Source organism: Rhodococcus sp. IEGM 1354 (assembly GCF_030056855.1).
In the GTDB taxonomy this organism is placed as follows: domain Bacteria; phylum Actinomycetota; class Actinomycetes; order Mycobacteriales; family Mycobacteriaceae; genus Rhodococcoides.
Window position 1 is genome coordinate 65,926 of the sequence record NZ_JASHKT010000008.1, and the last position, 14,748, is coordinate 80,673.

Consider the following 14,748-nt stretch of genomic DNA (forward strand, 5'->3'; position numbering starts at 1 on the left):
GCCCCGCTACGACATTCGTTCTTCCCCCTTGACTCGAGGACACCATCGATGAAGCTCAAGACCTACACCCTGCGGATGATGACGCTGTTGCCTGTCGCCGCCCTGATCGCGGGCTGCTCGGTGGGCGGCTTCGAGACCGTGTCCAGCAGCGAGCCGCGGCCGGACTGGTGCGGCCCCAACTCTGCCGTCATCGGATTCGCTGACGGCAGCGGTGGAAACAGTTGGAAGCGAACCAACTTCGCCGAACTGCAGGACGAACTCGCCAAGTGCTCGTCCGTCACGGACTTCATCACCACCGATGCCCAGGGTGACACGCAGAAGGCGATCGCCGACATCAAGAGCCTCGGCGCTCAGGGCGTCGACGGAATGCTCGTGTTCCCCGACTCGGGCAAGGCCGTTCTTCCGGCGCTGCGCTACGAGTACAAGGCCGGCGTCGCCGTCGTTCCGTACCGAATTTCTCCCGGTGGCTCCGAGGGGTCGGAGTACACCACCTTCGTGGCCGCGGACTTCGGCGCGATCGGCCGCCTGTATGCCGAGTGGCTGGTGAAGTCGCTGCCCAACGGTGAGGGCAACGTTCTGTTCCTCGGCGGACCGCCCGCGAACTCTCAGGATCTCGCGGAATACGAAGGCATGCAGGAAGTCCTGGCCGATCATCCGGGTATCAAGTTGATCGGCGACCAGCCGTTCACCGTCACCAACTGGACGCCCGCGGAAACCCAGCAGGCCACCTCGACGATGCTGTCGCGCTTCCCGCAGATCGATGCGGTCATGACGGACTTCGCCGCGACCAGCATCATGACGGCATTTCAGCAGGCCGGCCGTCCGCTTCCGCTGATCGCGTCGGCCGATTCCAACGGATTGTCGTGCCAGTACGAGCAATTGAAGGACGCCAATCCCGGGTTCGAGCTGTTCACGGTCACCTCGCAGACCTACATGGTCCGGTTGGCCGTCCAGCACGTCGTGGCCGAGGCCACCGGAGGCGTCGCACCCGAGTCGAAAGTCGATGTGCCGGTTGCCTTCGAGGACTCGATCAGTGGTGCACCGAGCGCACCGATCTGCGAGCCGAATCTGCCCGAGGACGCGCTCCTGTCGAGCACGCTCGATCCGCAGCGCATCGGAGAGGTACTGCAATGACACGTCCGATCACACCGCAGCCAGTGCTGTCAGGAGCTTCGATGAACGAGAGATCCACGTCCACAGTCACTCTCGCCGAGCCGTACCTTCAGGTCCGTGGAATCGGCATGACGTTCGGCCCGGTGACCGCACTGGCCGGTGTCGACATCGACATCAGGCCGGGGCAGGTGCACGCGCTGCTGGGTGAGAACGGCGCAGGCAAGTCGACGCTGATGTCGATCATCTCGGGAACGCTGACCCCGACGTCGGGATCGGTGGTCGTCGCGGGCGAGGAGCGGACCGGCTTGACGCCCGCCGACGCTCTCGAACTCGGCATCTCCATCGTCCATCAGACTCCGGCTCTGTTGCCGGACCTGACGGTCGCCGAGAATCTCGTTCTCGCCATTCCTCGCCATCTGCGCCCCTCGGTCTTCGAGATGGGGCCGTGGGTCACCGAGAAGCTGGCGGTGGTGGGATGCACCGTGCACCCGGACACCAAGTGCGCCGACCTCCCCATCGCCGAGCGTCAACTGATCGAGATCGCCAAGGCACTCGCGATCGACACCAAGGTGCTCATTCTCGACGAGCCGACGGCACCGTTGGTGCAGGACAAGGTGGATCTGCTCTTCGAGCAGGTTCGTCGGTTTGCTGCAGCCGGGGTAGCGGTCGTCTACATCACCCACCGCATTCCCGAGGTCCGGGAACTGGCGGACACGATGACCATTCTTCGCGACGGCCGGGTGCGCGGCTCCTACGATCCACAGTCCCTCACCGACGACGAGATCATCACGCTCATCGCAGGCCGCGACGTCGACGCCGTGTTCCCGCCGAAGGGCAGCGGCCCGAGTGCGGAAGGCCTCGTCGTCGAGAATCTGTCGAGCTCCGATTTCGAGGACATCTCGTTCACGGTCGGTGCGGGCGAGATCGTCGGTCTCGCCGGTGTCGCGGGCAACGGCCAGGTCGCGTTGCTCCGTGCCCTGGCCGGTCTCACCGAATCCACCGGCACCGTCCGGCTGGGCGGTGATCGATTGACGCTGAAGTCGTCCGCCGACGCACACCGCGCCGGAATCGCGTTCATGCCTGCCGATCGCGCAGGAGAAGGCGTATTGCCGGAATTCTCGATCCGGGAGAATTCCGCCCTCGGCGCGTTCGGGCGATTCGTGTCCAACGGCATCATCGACAAGAGCCGCGAAAGTCGACTCACGACGGCGATGGCCAAGGCCCTGACCGTCAAGGCACCGAGCGTCGAGACCTCGGTGGGGAACCTCTCCGGAGGCAACCAGCAGAAGGTGGTCCTGGCCCGAGCGTTGCTGTCCGAGCCCACGCTCATTCTGGCCGAGGAGCCGACGCAGGGCGTCGACGCCGGGGCCCGCGCCGAGATCTATTCGCAGCTACGAGCGGCCGCGGACGACGGTATGGCAATCGTCGTGCTGTCCTCCGACGCCGTCGAACTCGAGGGATTGTGCGACCGGGTTCTGGTCGTCTCCCGCGGTGCCGTCGTCGAGTCCCTCAGCGGTGACGCGGTGACCGAACACAACATGATGCAAGCCATGGTGTCGGCCACCGGACACCGAAGCGCTGCGGCGGCAACAGGAGTCGGGGCGGTGGACAAGCCTCCGAGCAAAATCGCTCGATCACTGCCCGCCTACACACTGCTCGGGGCCATCGTGCTGCTGTCCCTGATCGCCACGACGCAGAACGCACGGTTCCTCGGTGAAGCCAACCTCGTATCGGTACTGCTCACCACCACGGCGCTCGGTTTCATCGCGCTCGGCCAGATGCTGGTGGTGATGACCGGCGGCATCGATCTGTCGGTGGGACCTCTCACCGGGCTGGTGCTGGTGATCATGTCGTTCTTCTGGTTCGACGGGGCGTCGGTGGGGAGTCTGGTGGCCGGTGTTGCGGTGGCCGTCGCCGCCGCGATCATCGTCGGCGCAATCAACGGCGGATTGATCCGCGGCCTCGGCTTCACTGCTGTGGCAGCGACACTGGTGACCTACATCGGAATTCAGGGAATCTCGCTGCTGCTCCGACCCGAGATCGACGGATACGTCGACTTCGCCATTCTCGATGTCATCAATTACAGCGTCGGCCCGGTTCCAGTGGCCTTCGTGGTCGCGGTACTCGCAGCGGTGGCACTCGGTACCGTTCTTCGCTTCGCTCGGCCCGGAATAGCGCTTCGCGCTTCGGGATCGGACAGCGTCATCGCCGAAAAGATGGGCGTCCGCACCGGCCTCACCGTCACCGCGGCCTACATCGGCTGCTCGTTGATGACGATGCTGGGCGGCATCATGCTGGTCGGACAGGTCGGCGTCGGTGACCCGAACCAGGGGATCGGTTTCACCTTGTCGGCCATCACCGCGGTCGTCGTGGCCGGAACGCTGCTGCGCGGCGGTAGCGGTTCGCCGATCGCCGTACTGCTCGGAGCGCTTCTGCTGCAGGTGATTCTGGCCCTGGCCAACTTCCTGCGCCTCGATACGGCCTGGCAGTACTGGCTGCAGGGAGCCATCGTCATCGTGGCCGCCGTCCTGTACATCGCTCTGCAGCAGCGCAATTCGGCCCGCACGCACTGACCTTCCGCACAAGAACGTCATACAGAGGAGACAGCAGTGAAAGCACTCAGATTCGTCGCAGAGAACAAGGCCGAGGTTGCCGACCTCGATATCCCTGCGATCGCGGCGGACGAAGTTCTGATCGCCGCACGGTCGGTCGGCGTCTGCCATTCCGATATCGAACTGCTCGAGGGCCGCTACATCATCCCGTTCGAGTACCCGATCATTCCCGGCCACGAGTGGTCCGGTGAGGTGGCGAAGGTGGGTGCCGACGTCGACGGCTTCCAGGTGGGCGACCGTGTCGTCGGAGAATGCGTCATCGGCGAGGACCACTTCGGGTTCTCCATCAGCGGCGCAGCGGCGGAGTTCTTCGTCGTCAAACCTGCGTGGCTGCACAAGCTTCCCGACGAGGTCTCGTTCACCAGCGGCGCGCTCGTCGAACCGTTCAGCTGCGGCTACTACGGGTTGATGCGCGCCGGAAACGTCAACGCGAGCGACGTACTCGTCGTGCTCGGAGCCGGACCGATCGGGCTCGGGGTGGTTGCCGGTGGCGCCGCGCTCGGGGCGACGACCATCGTGGTCGAACCTTCCGAGGGACGCCGGCAGGCGGCGTTGAAACTCGGTGCAGCACATGCGGTCACCCCGGACGAGGTGGACGAACTGCTCGAGAAGGTGAGCAACGGCCGAGGTGCCGATGTCGTCGTCGAGGCAACGGGCCGTCCCGAGGTCATGGCCAGTGCACTCGAATTCGCCGGGCATCGCGCCCGAGTGGTGTACATCGGTATCGACGTCGGACGATCGGCACCGGCGAAACTGGGGCTCATCCAATCCAAGGAACTCGACATCCGTGGCGCGATCGGCTCGCCGGGCGTGTGGCCGGCGACGCTGCGTTTCATCGCCAGGAGCGGGCTCGATCTCGGTGGACTGGTGACCCGCGAAATCGCCGCCGACGATGCCGTGACCGCTCTCGACGAGGCACAGAAGCCGGCCGAGAACATCAAGGTGCACATCACCTTCGACGCAACTCTCTGAAATCCCGAAACCCATACGACACCGAGGACCCTTCATGTCTCGTCTGACCGACAAAGTCGCCATCGTCACCGGATCCGGCAAGGGAATGGGCCGTGCCATGGCAACGCTGTTCGCTGCGCACGGAGCTGCCGTCGCCGTCACCGACGTCTCCGAGAAGGACGGAGTGGAGACCGTCCGACTGATCGAGGAACAGGGCGGCCGGGCGGCGTTCTGGCGATTGGATGTCAGTGACGAGGCCGAGGTGTCCTCGGTGTTCGAGCAGGTGTCCGCAGAATTCGGGAAGCTCGACATCCTCGTCAACAACGCAGGCATCTCCGGTGTCGACAAGCCCACCCACGAGGTCACCGAGGCAGAGTGGGACGCAGTCTTCGCGGTCGATGTGAAGGGCGTCTTCTTCTGCACCAAGCACGCGATCGGGCACCTACGGGCCAACGGCGGCGGCAGCATCGTCAACATCTCGTCGATCTACGGACTCGTCGGATCGCACGAGATGGCCCCGTATCACGCCGCCAAAGGCGCGGTCACGATCATGACGAAGAAGGACGCGGTGACGTACGGACGCGACGGCATCAGGGTGAACTCCGTCCACCCGGGCACCATCCTGACTCCGTTCGTGCGTGAACTGGCCGAACGCAGCGAAGGCGGGCTGCGCGGCTACCTCGACATCATGGAGCCCAAGCATCCGATCGGTCACGTCGGTGAGCCGGAGGACGTCGCCAACGCCGTGCTGTTCCTGGCCAGTGACGAGGCCCGCTTCGTGCACGGTGCCGCGCTGGTGGTCGACGGCGGTTACACGGCGGTGTGAGACCGCATCATTTCTGCCGACCGACCACGAACCAGATTGCGACACAGGTCTCGTCGTGCGGGTTGCTCAGTCGATGCGGAATGGACGAGTCGAAATGGAGACTGTCACCCGGGCCGAGCACCTGCCGGGCGAAGGCCACCTGAATCTCCAATCGTCCGGACAGGATGTGGATGTACTCCTTGCCGCCGTGGTTCATCAGATTGTCTGCGGGGCAGGATTCGGTTCCAGCCGGGTAGGTGACGCGGAGGAACTCCACGTCCGGGTCGTCGTCCGGCGTCAGGCGTTCCCAACGCACACCCCCGAGATACAACTCGGGTCGTTCGTCGGCCCGCTGCAGGCCGGGAAGCGCTCCCACCTCCGGGAGCGGCTGAACCGAGGACGCTCGCGCACTGCCGTTCGCGTGGGCTACCTCGGTTCGGTCCGCGAGCTTCGGCCGAGTCGACGGTGTAGGCCGCGGGGATTCGAGGTCATGCGGTGCTACGTCCTCGGCCATCAGAGAGTCGAGCGAGAGACCCAACTCGGTGACCATGGCGTACAGCGTGCCCACCGAGGGTGCCGTCCGTCCGAGCTCGACCTGAGAGATGAAGCTGGGGGACAGATGAACTCGACGTGCCATCTCCCGCAACGACATGTTCGCCTTCTCGCGCGCTCCACGCAGTCGCAAGCCCATTTGCGCGTTCATCTGAACGGCCGTCTCGGCCGATTCGACCTCGACGCTCTCTTCGGTCATTCTTCCGTCGCCTCCCACCTCTGCAATCAACGTCGCCCCCTGATGCCGGGTGTACGCACCCACTGGACGGACCGTAGTGCATCGATTGTCTCATTGCTCGGTCATTCCGCTGTTCCACGTTCTCGCACAGGTTTTCGTGCCGTAACCGCTTGGCACTGAACATGTGCAGTGTTACTCTACACTTAACAAGTAGCGTGCATCACATTCGAAATTCGTCCAGGAGGAATTGTGCCCGACACCATGCAGGCGGCCGTGTACTACGGCGCGCGCGACATCCGCGTCGAGGAGGTTCCGGTTCCGCGACGTGCGTCGGGTGAAGCGCTCGTCCGTGTTCTGCGCTCGGGTATCTGCGGCACCGACGCCTCGGAATGGGTGGCCGGACCCAAGACCTTCCCGGTGCTGCGGCGGCACCCCCACAGTGGACATCAGGGCCCGTTGATCCTCGGCCACGAATTCGTCGGCGAGGTGGTCGAAGCAGACCCCGACTCCGAGAACAAGATCGGAGATCTGGTGGCTACCGGGGCCGGAATCTGGTGTGGCACATGCCGACGATGCAAAGAAGGCCGCACCAACCAGTGCGCGACCTACAAGACCCTCGGACTCAACGTCGACGGCGGCATGGCGGAGTACGTGAGCGTCCCGTCGAAGACGCTGCGAGCGTTGCCCGAAGGACTGTCCGTCGACTATGCCGGACTCGCTCAGCCATTGGCCGTCGGCATTCACGCTGCGCGGCGCTCTGGTGCCCGTGACGGTGACAACGTCGTCGTCATCGGTGCCGGTGCCATCGGTTCGTTCGTCCTCGCCGGCCTGAAGCACCTGGTGGATGTCGATGTCACCGTCGTCGACTTCCCGGGGAAGCGGCTCGATCGTGCGACGCGCCTCGGAGCGCATCGCACGCTGACTCCGTCCGAGGACCTCGGCGCGGAGATCATCGAGGCACTGGGCGGAAAGAAGCCGGACGTCGTCATCGAAGCAAGTGGAGCGCCCGGCCAATTGGTCTCGGCGTTGACCATGGTGGCCGATGGCGGCCGCGTACTCGCAGTAGGAATTCCCAAAGAGAAACCGGAGCTGGACGTGCATTCGCTCGTTTTCCGAGAGATCACTCTCGAGACCACCCTCGCGCACGTGTGCGACACCGATCTACCTGCCGCACTGGACATTCTGAACACCGGACCGCTCGGCAAGGAGCTGGCCGAAGCACCTGTGGGGCTGGCAGATCTGCCCGCGGCGCTGGAGCGGCTCTCGACCGGCAAGGTCGAAGGCAAGGTCCTTATCGATCCGGCCATCCGATGAGCGCGCCCAGCAAGGCGGCGCTCGTCATCGGTGCCACCGGGATTGCCGGCCAGACGATCTCGCGCCAGCTCGTCGACGCAGGATGGACCACCTACGGTCTGGCCCGCGGCACGACCAATCCGGTCGAGGGCGTGGTGCCGGTCTCGGCGAATCTGCTCGATCCGGAGTCGTTGGCTGCAGCACTCGACGGCGTCGACCCGGAGATCGTGTTCATCACGGCCTGGATGAAGCAGGACTCGGAGGCCGAGAACATCGAGGTCAACGGCAGCATCATCCGCAACGTCCTCGGTGCGATGAAGGGCAAGTCCGCGCTGCGTCACGTCGCGCTGATGACCGGCCTGAAGCACTATCTCGGCCCGTTCGACGATTACGCGACCGGTGTCATGGCCGAAACTCCGTTCCACGAGAGCGAACCCAGGCTGCCGAACCCGAACTTCTACTACACCCAAGAGGACGAACTGTTCTCGGCGTCGGAAGCGCAGGGGTTCACCTGGAGTGTGCACCGAGCGCACACCGTCTTCGGTTACGCGGTGGGGAACGCGATGAACATGGCGCTCACGCTGGGCGTGTACGCCGAGATCTGCCGCGAGACCGGTGCGCCGTTCGTGTTCCCCGGTTCGGATACCCAGTGGAACGGCTTGACCGACATCACCGATGCGGACCTTCTCGCCGAGCAGATGATCTGGGCGGCAACACATGTCGAGGGCGAGAACGAAGCCTTCAACATCGCGAACGGTGACGTGTTCCGATGGCGCTGGATGTGGCCACAGATCGCGGAGGCGTTCGGCGTCGAACCCGTCGGTTTCGCCGATGCCCCCAAGCCGCTCGCCGAACGCATGGGTGACGCCGCGAAGGTGTGGGCCGAGATCGCGGCGAAGCACGATCTGGTCGAAGCAGATGTCGATCGTCTGGCGTCCTGGTGGCATACGGACGGCGACCTGGGCCGCGACATCGAATGCTTGACCGATATGACGAAAAGCCGCAAGGCCGGTTTCCTCGGGTTCCGATCCACGTTCGAGAGTTTCATGGACAAGACCGAGAGTTACCGCGCGGCCGGAATCCTCCCGAGGAGTCAGCGATGAACGAACAGTCTCAGTTCACGAACAAGGGTGCAATAGTCACCGGTGCCGGCAGCGGCATCGGCCGGGCAGTGGCGCATCGGCTGGCGTCGTTGGGTGCCCGAGTGCTCGCCGTCGACATGAACATGGCGGCCGCAGAGCGCACGGCTGCGGAGTCGGAGGGCGAGATCCATCCGTTCGCCGCCGATGTGTCCGTTCACGATCAGGTGAAGGCGTATGCGGACGCCGCGACCTCGCTGATCGGCGAACCGCGACTGTTCTTCAACAACGCCGGGGTCGAGGGAGTGCACAAGTCCATCGTCGATACCACCGAGAGCGAATGGCGATCGGTGGTGGACGTCAACCTCAACGGAATGTTCTTCGGACTGAAGAACGTGCTCCCGCTGCTGCAGCGGTCCGGGGGTGGAGCGGTGGTCAACACCGGTTCGATTCTCAGCCTCAAGGGCGCTCCTGATCGCTCCGACTACGTGGTGACCAAGCACGCCGTTCTGGGGCTGACGCGCAGTGCTGCAGCCGAATCCGCGGCCCACGGCATTCGGGTGAACTGCATCTGCCCCGGACCGGTCGACACTCCGTTGATGTCGAGGTCCGAAAGTCTGGTCAACCCGGACGATCCGAACTTCGAGCGCGACCGGTTCATCGAAGGCACACCGCTTCGGCGGTACGGATCTCCCGAGGAGATCGCCGAGCTGGTGGTCTTCCTGCTGCGCGAGGACGTCGGCTATCAGACCGGTTCCGCGGTCACCATCGACGGCGGAATCACCGCGGTCTGACGCAGGACCTCGCCCCTTCACACAGATTTTTCGACTTCAGGAGAAAGCTATGCGCGCTGCGGTATTTCACGACCGACACGATGTACGGGTAGAAGACGTTCCGGCCCCGAAGGTGGGCCCGGGCGAGGTTCTGCTTCGACCGTTCTTCTGCGGCATCTGCGGAACGGACCTGCACGAGTACGCCTTCGGTCCGATCGTCATTCCGACCGAACCCCACGCACTCACCGGTGCGAAAGCGCCGCAGGTGTTCGGACACGAATTCTCGGCGCGCGTAGTCGAGATCGGCTCCGACGTCGAGTCGGTCGCGGTGGGCGATCGTGTGTCGGTGATGCCGCTCGTCACCTGCGGTAAGTGCTACTACTGCCGACGCGGACTGAACCATCTGTGTGTGATCATGGCCTGCACCGGTCTGAGCTGGGGCGGCGGAGGAATCTCCGAACTGGTTGCGGTGCAGGAACAACAGGTGTCGGTGCTACCGGACAGCGTCAGTGATGTCCAGGGCGCGCTGATCGAGCCGGCAGCGGTGGCCGCCTACGGCGTCGACTGCACGGGGTTGCGAGCAGGGGACACCATCCTCATCACGGGTGCTGGACCGATCGGGGCCCTGTCCGCTTTGTATGCGCATGCGTCGGGCGCAGCGAAGATCATCGTCTCGGAGCCGAATGCCAAGCGCCGCGCGCTGATCGAGGCATTCGGTATTGCTGAGGTGCTGGATCCGACGGTGCAGGATGTGCCCGCGGCCGTCCGCGCCCTGACCGGCGGTATCGGAGTCGACGCCGCAGCGGAATGCTCGGGTCATCAGCACGGATTGACGGCAGCGCTCGACAGCGTTCGCTCCGGAGGAACCGTCGCGCAGGTCGGTCTGCACGTCAAGCCCGCAACGATTGATCCAATGGCCATGTCCAACAAGGACCTGACTCTGGTGGGCACCTGGTGCTACCCGGTATACGACTGGCCGCGCATCATCGCACTGGTCGCGTCGGGACGCTACCCGGTGGAGAAAGTGGTCAGCGAAATCATCGACGTCGAGAACATCGTCGCCGACGGATTCGAGCGGCTGCTGGACCCGAACGGTGACGCCCAGAAGCTCCTGGTGCGGGTCGGCGACGCACCGACGTCCTGATCGACATCGAAGTACACACTTGATGGCCCGCCCCACCCTAGGAGAGACAATGCACATCGGATTCGCCGGAGTCGGCCGCATGGGTACCCATATGGTGCGCCGCTTCCTCGAGGCGGGCCACACGGTCACCGCCTACGACCTGTACCTGACGTCGGAGACAGCGCCGGCCGGCCTGGTCGATCTGGGAATGACGATCACCACGACGCCCGCCGATCTGGCGCGAGCCGAGATCTCCTTCAGTATGTTGCCCGATGCGGCAGCGACCGAGGAGGTGCTGTTCGGTGAGCACGGAATTGCGACAGCCGGCGCGGCGGAACACCTTCATGTGGTGATGGGGACGGTCGGGCCGACCGCCGTGCGCGAGTTCGCCGAGCGCGCAGCAGGATCGGGTACAGCGGTGGTCGACGCCCCGGTATCGGGCAGTGTGAGCCTGGCCGAGACCGGGCAGATCACGACCATGGTCGGGTGCGACGACGAACAGTTCACCTACCTGAAGCCGGTGTTGGAGGCAGTGACGCGCGCGCAGTTCCACACCGGTGCGGCCGGTACTGCTTCGGTGGCGAAACTCGCCGTCAATTCGGTTCTCGCTGCATTGAACCAGGCCGTTGCCGAAGCACTGATTCTCGGTGAGTCGGCCGGTTTGGCACCGGCCGCCCTGTACGAGGTGTTGGGTTCCAGCGCGGTGGCTGCGCCGTACGTGGGCTACAAGAAGGAACACTTTCTCGACCCGTCCGCGGCTGGTGTGGCATTCCCGTTGTCGCTCTTGCACAAGGACGTAGGCCTGGGACTCGCGCTCGCCCGCGACCACGGGCTCGAGCTTCCCCAGGCCACAACCGTCGGGAACGTTCTCGACGGGGCGTTGGACTCCGGACTCGGGGCCAAGGACATGGCGGCAGTGCTCGAATTCTTGACGCCGTCCGAGCGCTGACCGTCAGACCATCGCCTCGTACACCGCCCGGACGTACTGCTCCGCGCGGTCCGAGCCGATGATTCCGGGCCCCATTCGGTTCATGACGTAGGAGACGGTCAGCTTCGACTCCGGGTGCAGAACGGTGAGCGATCCGCCCCAACCTCCCCAGAAGCAGATCTTGCCGTCGGGGATGTAAGGCATCGATTCCTTCTGTGGCAGAGCGAAGCCCAGGCCGAAGCGCAACGGAATGCCCAGTGCCAGATCGAGTCCGTTCGATTGCTCCTCGAAGATCGTGTCGATGGTCTCCGGGCTCAGCAGTCGTATGTCGTCCACGGTGCCGCCTCGGGAGATGACCGACAGGATTCTCGCGACCGATCGTGCATTTCCGTGCCCGTTCAACGCGCCCATGTCCGCGCCGCGCCATGCAGCGGTCTTCGCGGACGAGGCCTGCACCAACGGCCCGAGGAACGTTTTGCGACGCACCATCGTCGGATCGGGCACAGCGTCGTCGGTGGGCGGGGGCGGCGGAACCACATCGGCGATCCGATCCCAGTCAGCCTCGGCGGCACCGATCTGGAAGTCGGCACCGAGAGGACCAGCAATCTCATCGGCGACGAACTGCCGCAACGGCTTTCCGGTGACGCGCCGAACCACTTCGCCGATCAGGTGCCCCTGGCTGGCTGCGTGATACCCCGACGTGGTGCGCGAGTCCCACCACGGAGCCTGCTCAGCCAGACGTGAGGTCGAGAGGTCCCAGTCGTAGAGGTCCTCTTCGCTGAACGGCCTGTCCCATCCCGAGACTCCGGAGGTGTGCGACAGCAGGTTCCGGACCGCGATGTCCTGCTTACCTGCCGCTGCGAACTCGGGCCAGTACGTCGCGACCGGCGCATCCGGATCGAGCACGCCACGCTCGATGAGCATCAACGCCGCCAGGCACGTCACCATTTTCGTGGTCGACCACACGTTGGTGATCGTGTCCGACTCCCACGGCAGCCGGCGCTCGGTGTCGCGGTAGCCACCCCAGAGGTCGACAGCGGTATGGCCGTCGATGTCGACCACAATCGACGCGCCGAGTTCGGCTCCGCTCTCGACATTGGCGGCGAGTGCGTCGCGCACCGCCGCGAATTCGGGGTCGCAGTGACCGTCAATTGTCATGTGATGCCCCCAGAATGCGGTGAACGGCCAAGTCGACGTAGTTGTCGGCAACGTCCTCGATGCTCAGCTCGCCGCCGTCGTGGAACCAGTTGCTGATGCCGTTGAGCATGTCGGTCAGGGCGAACGACGCCAATCGTGCATCCGGGACGGTGAATTCACCACTGCGCATTCCGGCGGTGATGACATCGCGGACGCGTCGTTGATACTGGCGGCGGTAGTCCTCGATGACAGTGCGATGCTCGGGCGTCAGCGAGGCCAACTCGTGAAGGCCGACGATGTACTCCACCCGTCGCCGGTTCAGATGCACCAGGTGCGCACGCACCAGAGACGACAGGCGCTCGGTCGGGGTTCCGGCCGCGTCGAGCAGCGGCAGGTTCTCCTCGGCCGGTTCCTGCGTGACCGTCAGACAGATCGCGAAGAGGATATCTTCCTTGGACGGGAAGTGGTGGTAGAGGCTGGCACCCTTGATACCGACGGCGTCGGCGATATCGCGCATCCCCACGTTCGAGTAGCCCTCACGCGCAAAGATATTCGCGGCATTGGCGACGATGTCCTCTCGCCGTTGACGCGTACGAGCCTGACGAGGCAGTGGACTCACATCGGCCGGCTGCGTCATACCGTTTCCTCGACCGCCGCCAGCAGTCGCAGTTCACGCTTGAGGATCTTGCCCTGCGGATCGACGGGCAGTTCGGCCACGATGTGTACCGACTTCGGTGCCTTGTACGACGCCAACTCGGTGCGGCAGTACTCGATGATCGCGGCCGGGTCGGCGGTCACCCCGTCGCGGGCGATGACGAAGGCGGTGACGGCCTCGGACCAGTACGGGTCGGGTACTCCGACGACGGCGGCACGCAGCACATCCGGGTGCGTGTGGATGGTGCGTTCCACTTCCTGCGACGACACGTTCATCCCTCCCGACTTGATCATGTCCTTCATCCGATCGTAGAAGAACAGGTTGCCGTCGGCGTCGATGCGCACCATGTCGCCGGTGTGCACCCAGCTGTCTCGGAACACCTCGGCGGTACGCTCGGGGTCCTTGAAGTAGCCGAGCATCACCGATGGAGTGCGGCAGAGCAATTCGCCGATCTCGCTCTCGTTGCCCGCGGGGTCGACCACCTTGATCTCGAGGTGGGTGACGGGCTTCCCGATCCACGACGCGTCGCCGTCGGGAATGTCGTCGAGGGTCGTGAACCAGCCGACCGAACCGAGCTGCGAGAGTTCCGACTGTCCCCAGTAGGTGCCCCAGATAGCCTCGGGTGCGGCGGCGGCCCAGGCGCTGATCGTGTGCGGTGACACCTGGCCACCGTAGGTGAGGCAGCGCCGGACCTGGCTGACGGTCTCGGGGCCGAACTGCTCGTCACGGGCCAGGGCCAGATAGAACGTCGGCGTCTGCGCGATGACGGAGATCTTCTCGGCAGCGATGATGCGCAGTGACTGAGCCGGATCGACCGTCGCGGGCAGTACGAGGGTGGCACCCATCAGCGTCAGGGTCGTCATCGAGCCGAGTCCGGCGATGGTGTGGAACGGCATGACGAACAGCCAGGTGTCCTCCGGTCCGGTGCGCAGGCCCCAGCTCCATGCGGGCGCGGTGGAGATCAGGAAGTTGCGGTGCGGAATCATCACGCCCTTGGGAGCTGCTTCGGTTCCGGAGGTATAGATGACCATCGCGACGTCGTTCTCGTCCATGTCGACGTCCGGCTCGGTGGACGGGGTGTTCGCCGTCAGTGCGGCGTATTCGGTACCGAAGGTCACCAGGGTGGTGGTCTCCGGCTTCACCGAGGAGATGATCTCGGCGTAGGCCGGATCGGCCACCACCACAGTCGGTTCCGCGTGTTCGAGTTGGTGCTTCACCTCGGCCGCGCGATACATCACGTTGATGCCGGTGAAGGCCGCACCCGCTTTGAGCGTGCCGTAGTACGCCACCACCACGTCGACGCTGTTACGTGCCATCGATGCGACGCGGTCGCCCGAGGTCACGCCGAGATCGACCAGCAGATTGGCGAACTGGTTTGCGCGAGAATCCAGTTCGCCGTACGAGGTGACCTCGCGGGTGCCGTCCGCCGCGTAGCTGATGAACGCGACCTTGTTCGGCTGCGTGCGTGCATGGCGACGCAGCTGATCGCCGATGGTGGCGCGGCCGATGGGGGAGCGGTGGTGGATGGCAGTACCGGGCACGGCGGACT

At 64.7% G+C, this 14,748-nt stretch carries 13 protein-coding genes; 9 read left to right on the forward strand and 4 right to left on the reverse strand.

Annotated features, from left to right (window positions below; genetic code table 11):
* The first annotated feature begins 48 nt into the window (after window positions 1–48).
* The 4 genes from QM588_RS18225 to QM588_RS18240 are packed head-to-tail and all read left to right on the forward strand — an operon-like array spanning window position 49 to window position 5,502.
* On the forward strand, window positions 49–1,134 hold the full coding sequence (locus tag QM588_RS18225) for an ABC transporter substrate-binding protein (RefSeq protein WP_094664413.1): 1,086 nt from the start codon (window positions 49–51) through the stop codon (window positions 1,132–1,134).
* 41 nt (window positions 1,135–1,175) lie between these two features.
* Entirely contained in the window at window positions 1,176–3,686 is a 2,511-nt protein-coding gene (locus QM588_RS18230; protein ID WP_283315399.1) for an ATP-binding cassette domain-containing protein, read from the forward strand.
* Between the two features lie 36 nt (window positions 3,687–3,722).
* Window positions 3,723–4,697, forward strand: coding sequence for a zinc-dependent alcohol dehydrogenase (locus tag QM588_RS18235; protein ID WP_283315400.1), 975 nt, complete (start codon window positions 3,723–3,725; stop codon window positions 4,695–4,697).
* 34 nt (window positions 4,698–4,731) lie between these two features.
* Complete coding sequence (locus QM588_RS18240) at window positions 4,732–5,502, forward strand: SDR family NAD(P)-dependent oxidoreductase (RefSeq protein WP_283315401.1); 771 nt, start codon at window positions 4,732–4,734, stop codon at window positions 5,500–5,502.
* A 7-nt stretch (window positions 5,503–5,509) separates the two neighbouring features.
* Here QM588_RS18240 and QM588_RS18245 read toward each other — a convergent pair whose 3' ends face one another.
* The gene (locus tag QM588_RS18245) at window positions 5,510–6,232 is read right to left on the reverse strand and encodes a helix-turn-helix domain-containing protein (RefSeq protein WP_032384944.1); all 723 of its coding nucleotides are present in this window, start codon (window positions 6,230–6,232) and stop codon (window positions 5,510–5,512) included.
* 228 nt (window positions 6,233–6,460) lie between these two features.
* Here QM588_RS18245 and QM588_RS18250 point away from each other — a divergent pair, with 228 nt between their 5' ends.
* From QM588_RS18250 to QM588_RS18270, 5 genes are read left to right on the forward strand one after another with little or no spacing between them, the layout of a single operon-like run.
* Entirely contained in the window at window positions 6,461–7,525 is a 1,065-nt protein-coding gene (locus QM588_RS18250; RefSeq protein WP_283315403.1) for a zinc-dependent alcohol dehydrogenase, read from the forward strand.
* The gene (locus tag QM588_RS18255) at window positions 7,522–8,607 is read left to right on the forward strand and encodes an SDR family oxidoreductase (RefSeq protein WP_283315404.1); all 1,086 of its coding nucleotides are present in this window, start codon (window positions 7,522–7,524) and stop codon (window positions 8,605–8,607) included. The genes QM588_RS18250 and QM588_RS18255 overlap by 4 nt, the downstream gene beginning before the upstream one ends.
* Entirely contained in the window at window positions 8,604–9,377 is a 774-nt protein-coding gene (locus QM588_RS18260; RefSeq protein ID WP_201011470.1) for an SDR family NAD(P)-dependent oxidoreductase, read from the forward strand. Before QM588_RS18255 ends, QM588_RS18260 begins: the two co-directional genes overlap by 4 nt.
* A gap of 49 nt (window positions 9,378–9,426) precedes the next feature.
* The gene (locus QM588_RS18265; RefSeq protein ID WP_032384831.1) at window positions 9,427–10,500 is read left to right on the forward strand and encodes a 2,3-butanediol dehydrogenase; all 1,074 of its coding nucleotides are present in this window, start codon (window positions 9,427–9,429) and stop codon (window positions 10,498–10,500) included.
* A gap of 49 nt (window positions 10,501–10,549) precedes the next feature.
* Window positions 10,550–11,428 (forward strand): NAD(P)-dependent oxidoreductase, encoded by an 879-nt coding sequence (locus QM588_RS18270; protein WP_283315409.1) that lies wholly within the window; start codon window positions 10,550–10,552, stop codon window positions 11,426–11,428.
* 3 nt (window positions 11,429–11,431) lie between these two features.
* Here the strand turns inward: QM588_RS18270 and QM588_RS18275 are convergent, their stop codons facing one another.
* From QM588_RS18275 to QM588_RS18285, 3 genes are read right to left on the reverse strand one after another with little or no spacing between them, the layout of a single operon-like run.
* Window positions 11,432–12,565, reverse strand: coding sequence for a serine hydrolase domain-containing protein (locus QM588_RS18275; protein WP_283315411.1), 1,134 nt, complete (start codon window positions 12,563–12,565; stop codon window positions 11,432–11,434).
* The gene (locus tag QM588_RS18280) at window positions 12,555–13,181 is read right to left on the reverse strand and encodes a TetR/AcrR family transcriptional regulator (RefSeq protein WP_283315413.1); all 627 of its coding nucleotides are present in this window, start codon (window positions 13,179–13,181) and stop codon (window positions 12,555–12,557) included. The genes QM588_RS18275 and QM588_RS18280 overlap by 11 nt, the downstream gene beginning before the upstream one ends.
* On the reverse strand, window positions 13,178–14,740 hold the full coding sequence (locus tag QM588_RS18285; RefSeq protein ID WP_283315415.1) for a class I adenylate-forming enzyme family protein: 1,563 nt from the start codon (window positions 14,738–14,740) through the stop codon (window positions 13,178–13,180). Before QM588_RS18285 ends, QM588_RS18280 begins: the two co-directional genes overlap by 4 nt.
* Window positions 14,741–14,748: the final 8 nt, after the last annotated feature.

What these genes read in the sequence shown, in the direction of transcription:
- QM588_RS18260 (WP_201011470.1), top strand. Translation starts at nt 8,604, where the DNA reads ATGAACGAACAGTCTCAGTTCACGAACAAGGGTGCAATAGTCACCGGT.
- QM588_RS18265 (WP_032384831.1), top strand. Translation starts at nt 9,427, where the DNA reads ATGCGCGCTGCGGTATTTCACGACCGACACGATGTACGGGTAGAAGAC.
- QM588_RS18230 (WP_283315399.1), top strand. Translation starts at nt 1,176, where the DNA reads ATGAACGAGAGATCCACGTCCACAGTCACTCTCGCCGAGCCGTACCTT.
- QM588_RS18255 (WP_283315404.1), top strand. Translation starts at nt 7,522, where the DNA reads ATGAGCGCGCCCAGCAAGGCGGCGCTCGTCATCGGTGCCACCGGGATT.
- QM588_RS18245 (WP_032384944.1), bottom strand. Translation starts at nt 6,232, where the DNA reads ATGACCGAAGAGAGCGTCGAGGTCGAATCGGCCGAGACGGCCGTTCAG.
- QM588_RS18280 (WP_283315413.1), bottom strand. Translation starts at nt 13,181, where the DNA reads ATGACGCAGCCGGCCGATGTGAGTCCACTGCCTCGTCAGGCTCGTACG.
- QM588_RS18240 (WP_283315401.1), top strand. Translation starts at nt 4,732, where the DNA reads ATGTCTCGTCTGACCGACAAAGTCGCCATCGTCACCGGATCCGGCAAG.
- QM588_RS18275 (WP_283315411.1), bottom strand. Translation starts at nt 12,565, where the DNA reads ATGACAATTGACGGTCACTGCGACCCCGAATTCGCGGCGGTGCGCGAC.
- QM588_RS18225 (WP_094664413.1), top strand. Translation starts at nt 49, where the DNA reads ATGAAGCTCAAGACCTACACCCTGCGGATGATGACGCTGTTGCCTGTC.
- QM588_RS18270 (WP_283315409.1), top strand. Translation starts at nt 10,550, where the DNA reads ATGCACATCGGATTCGCCGGAGTCGGCCGCATGGGTACCCATATGGTG.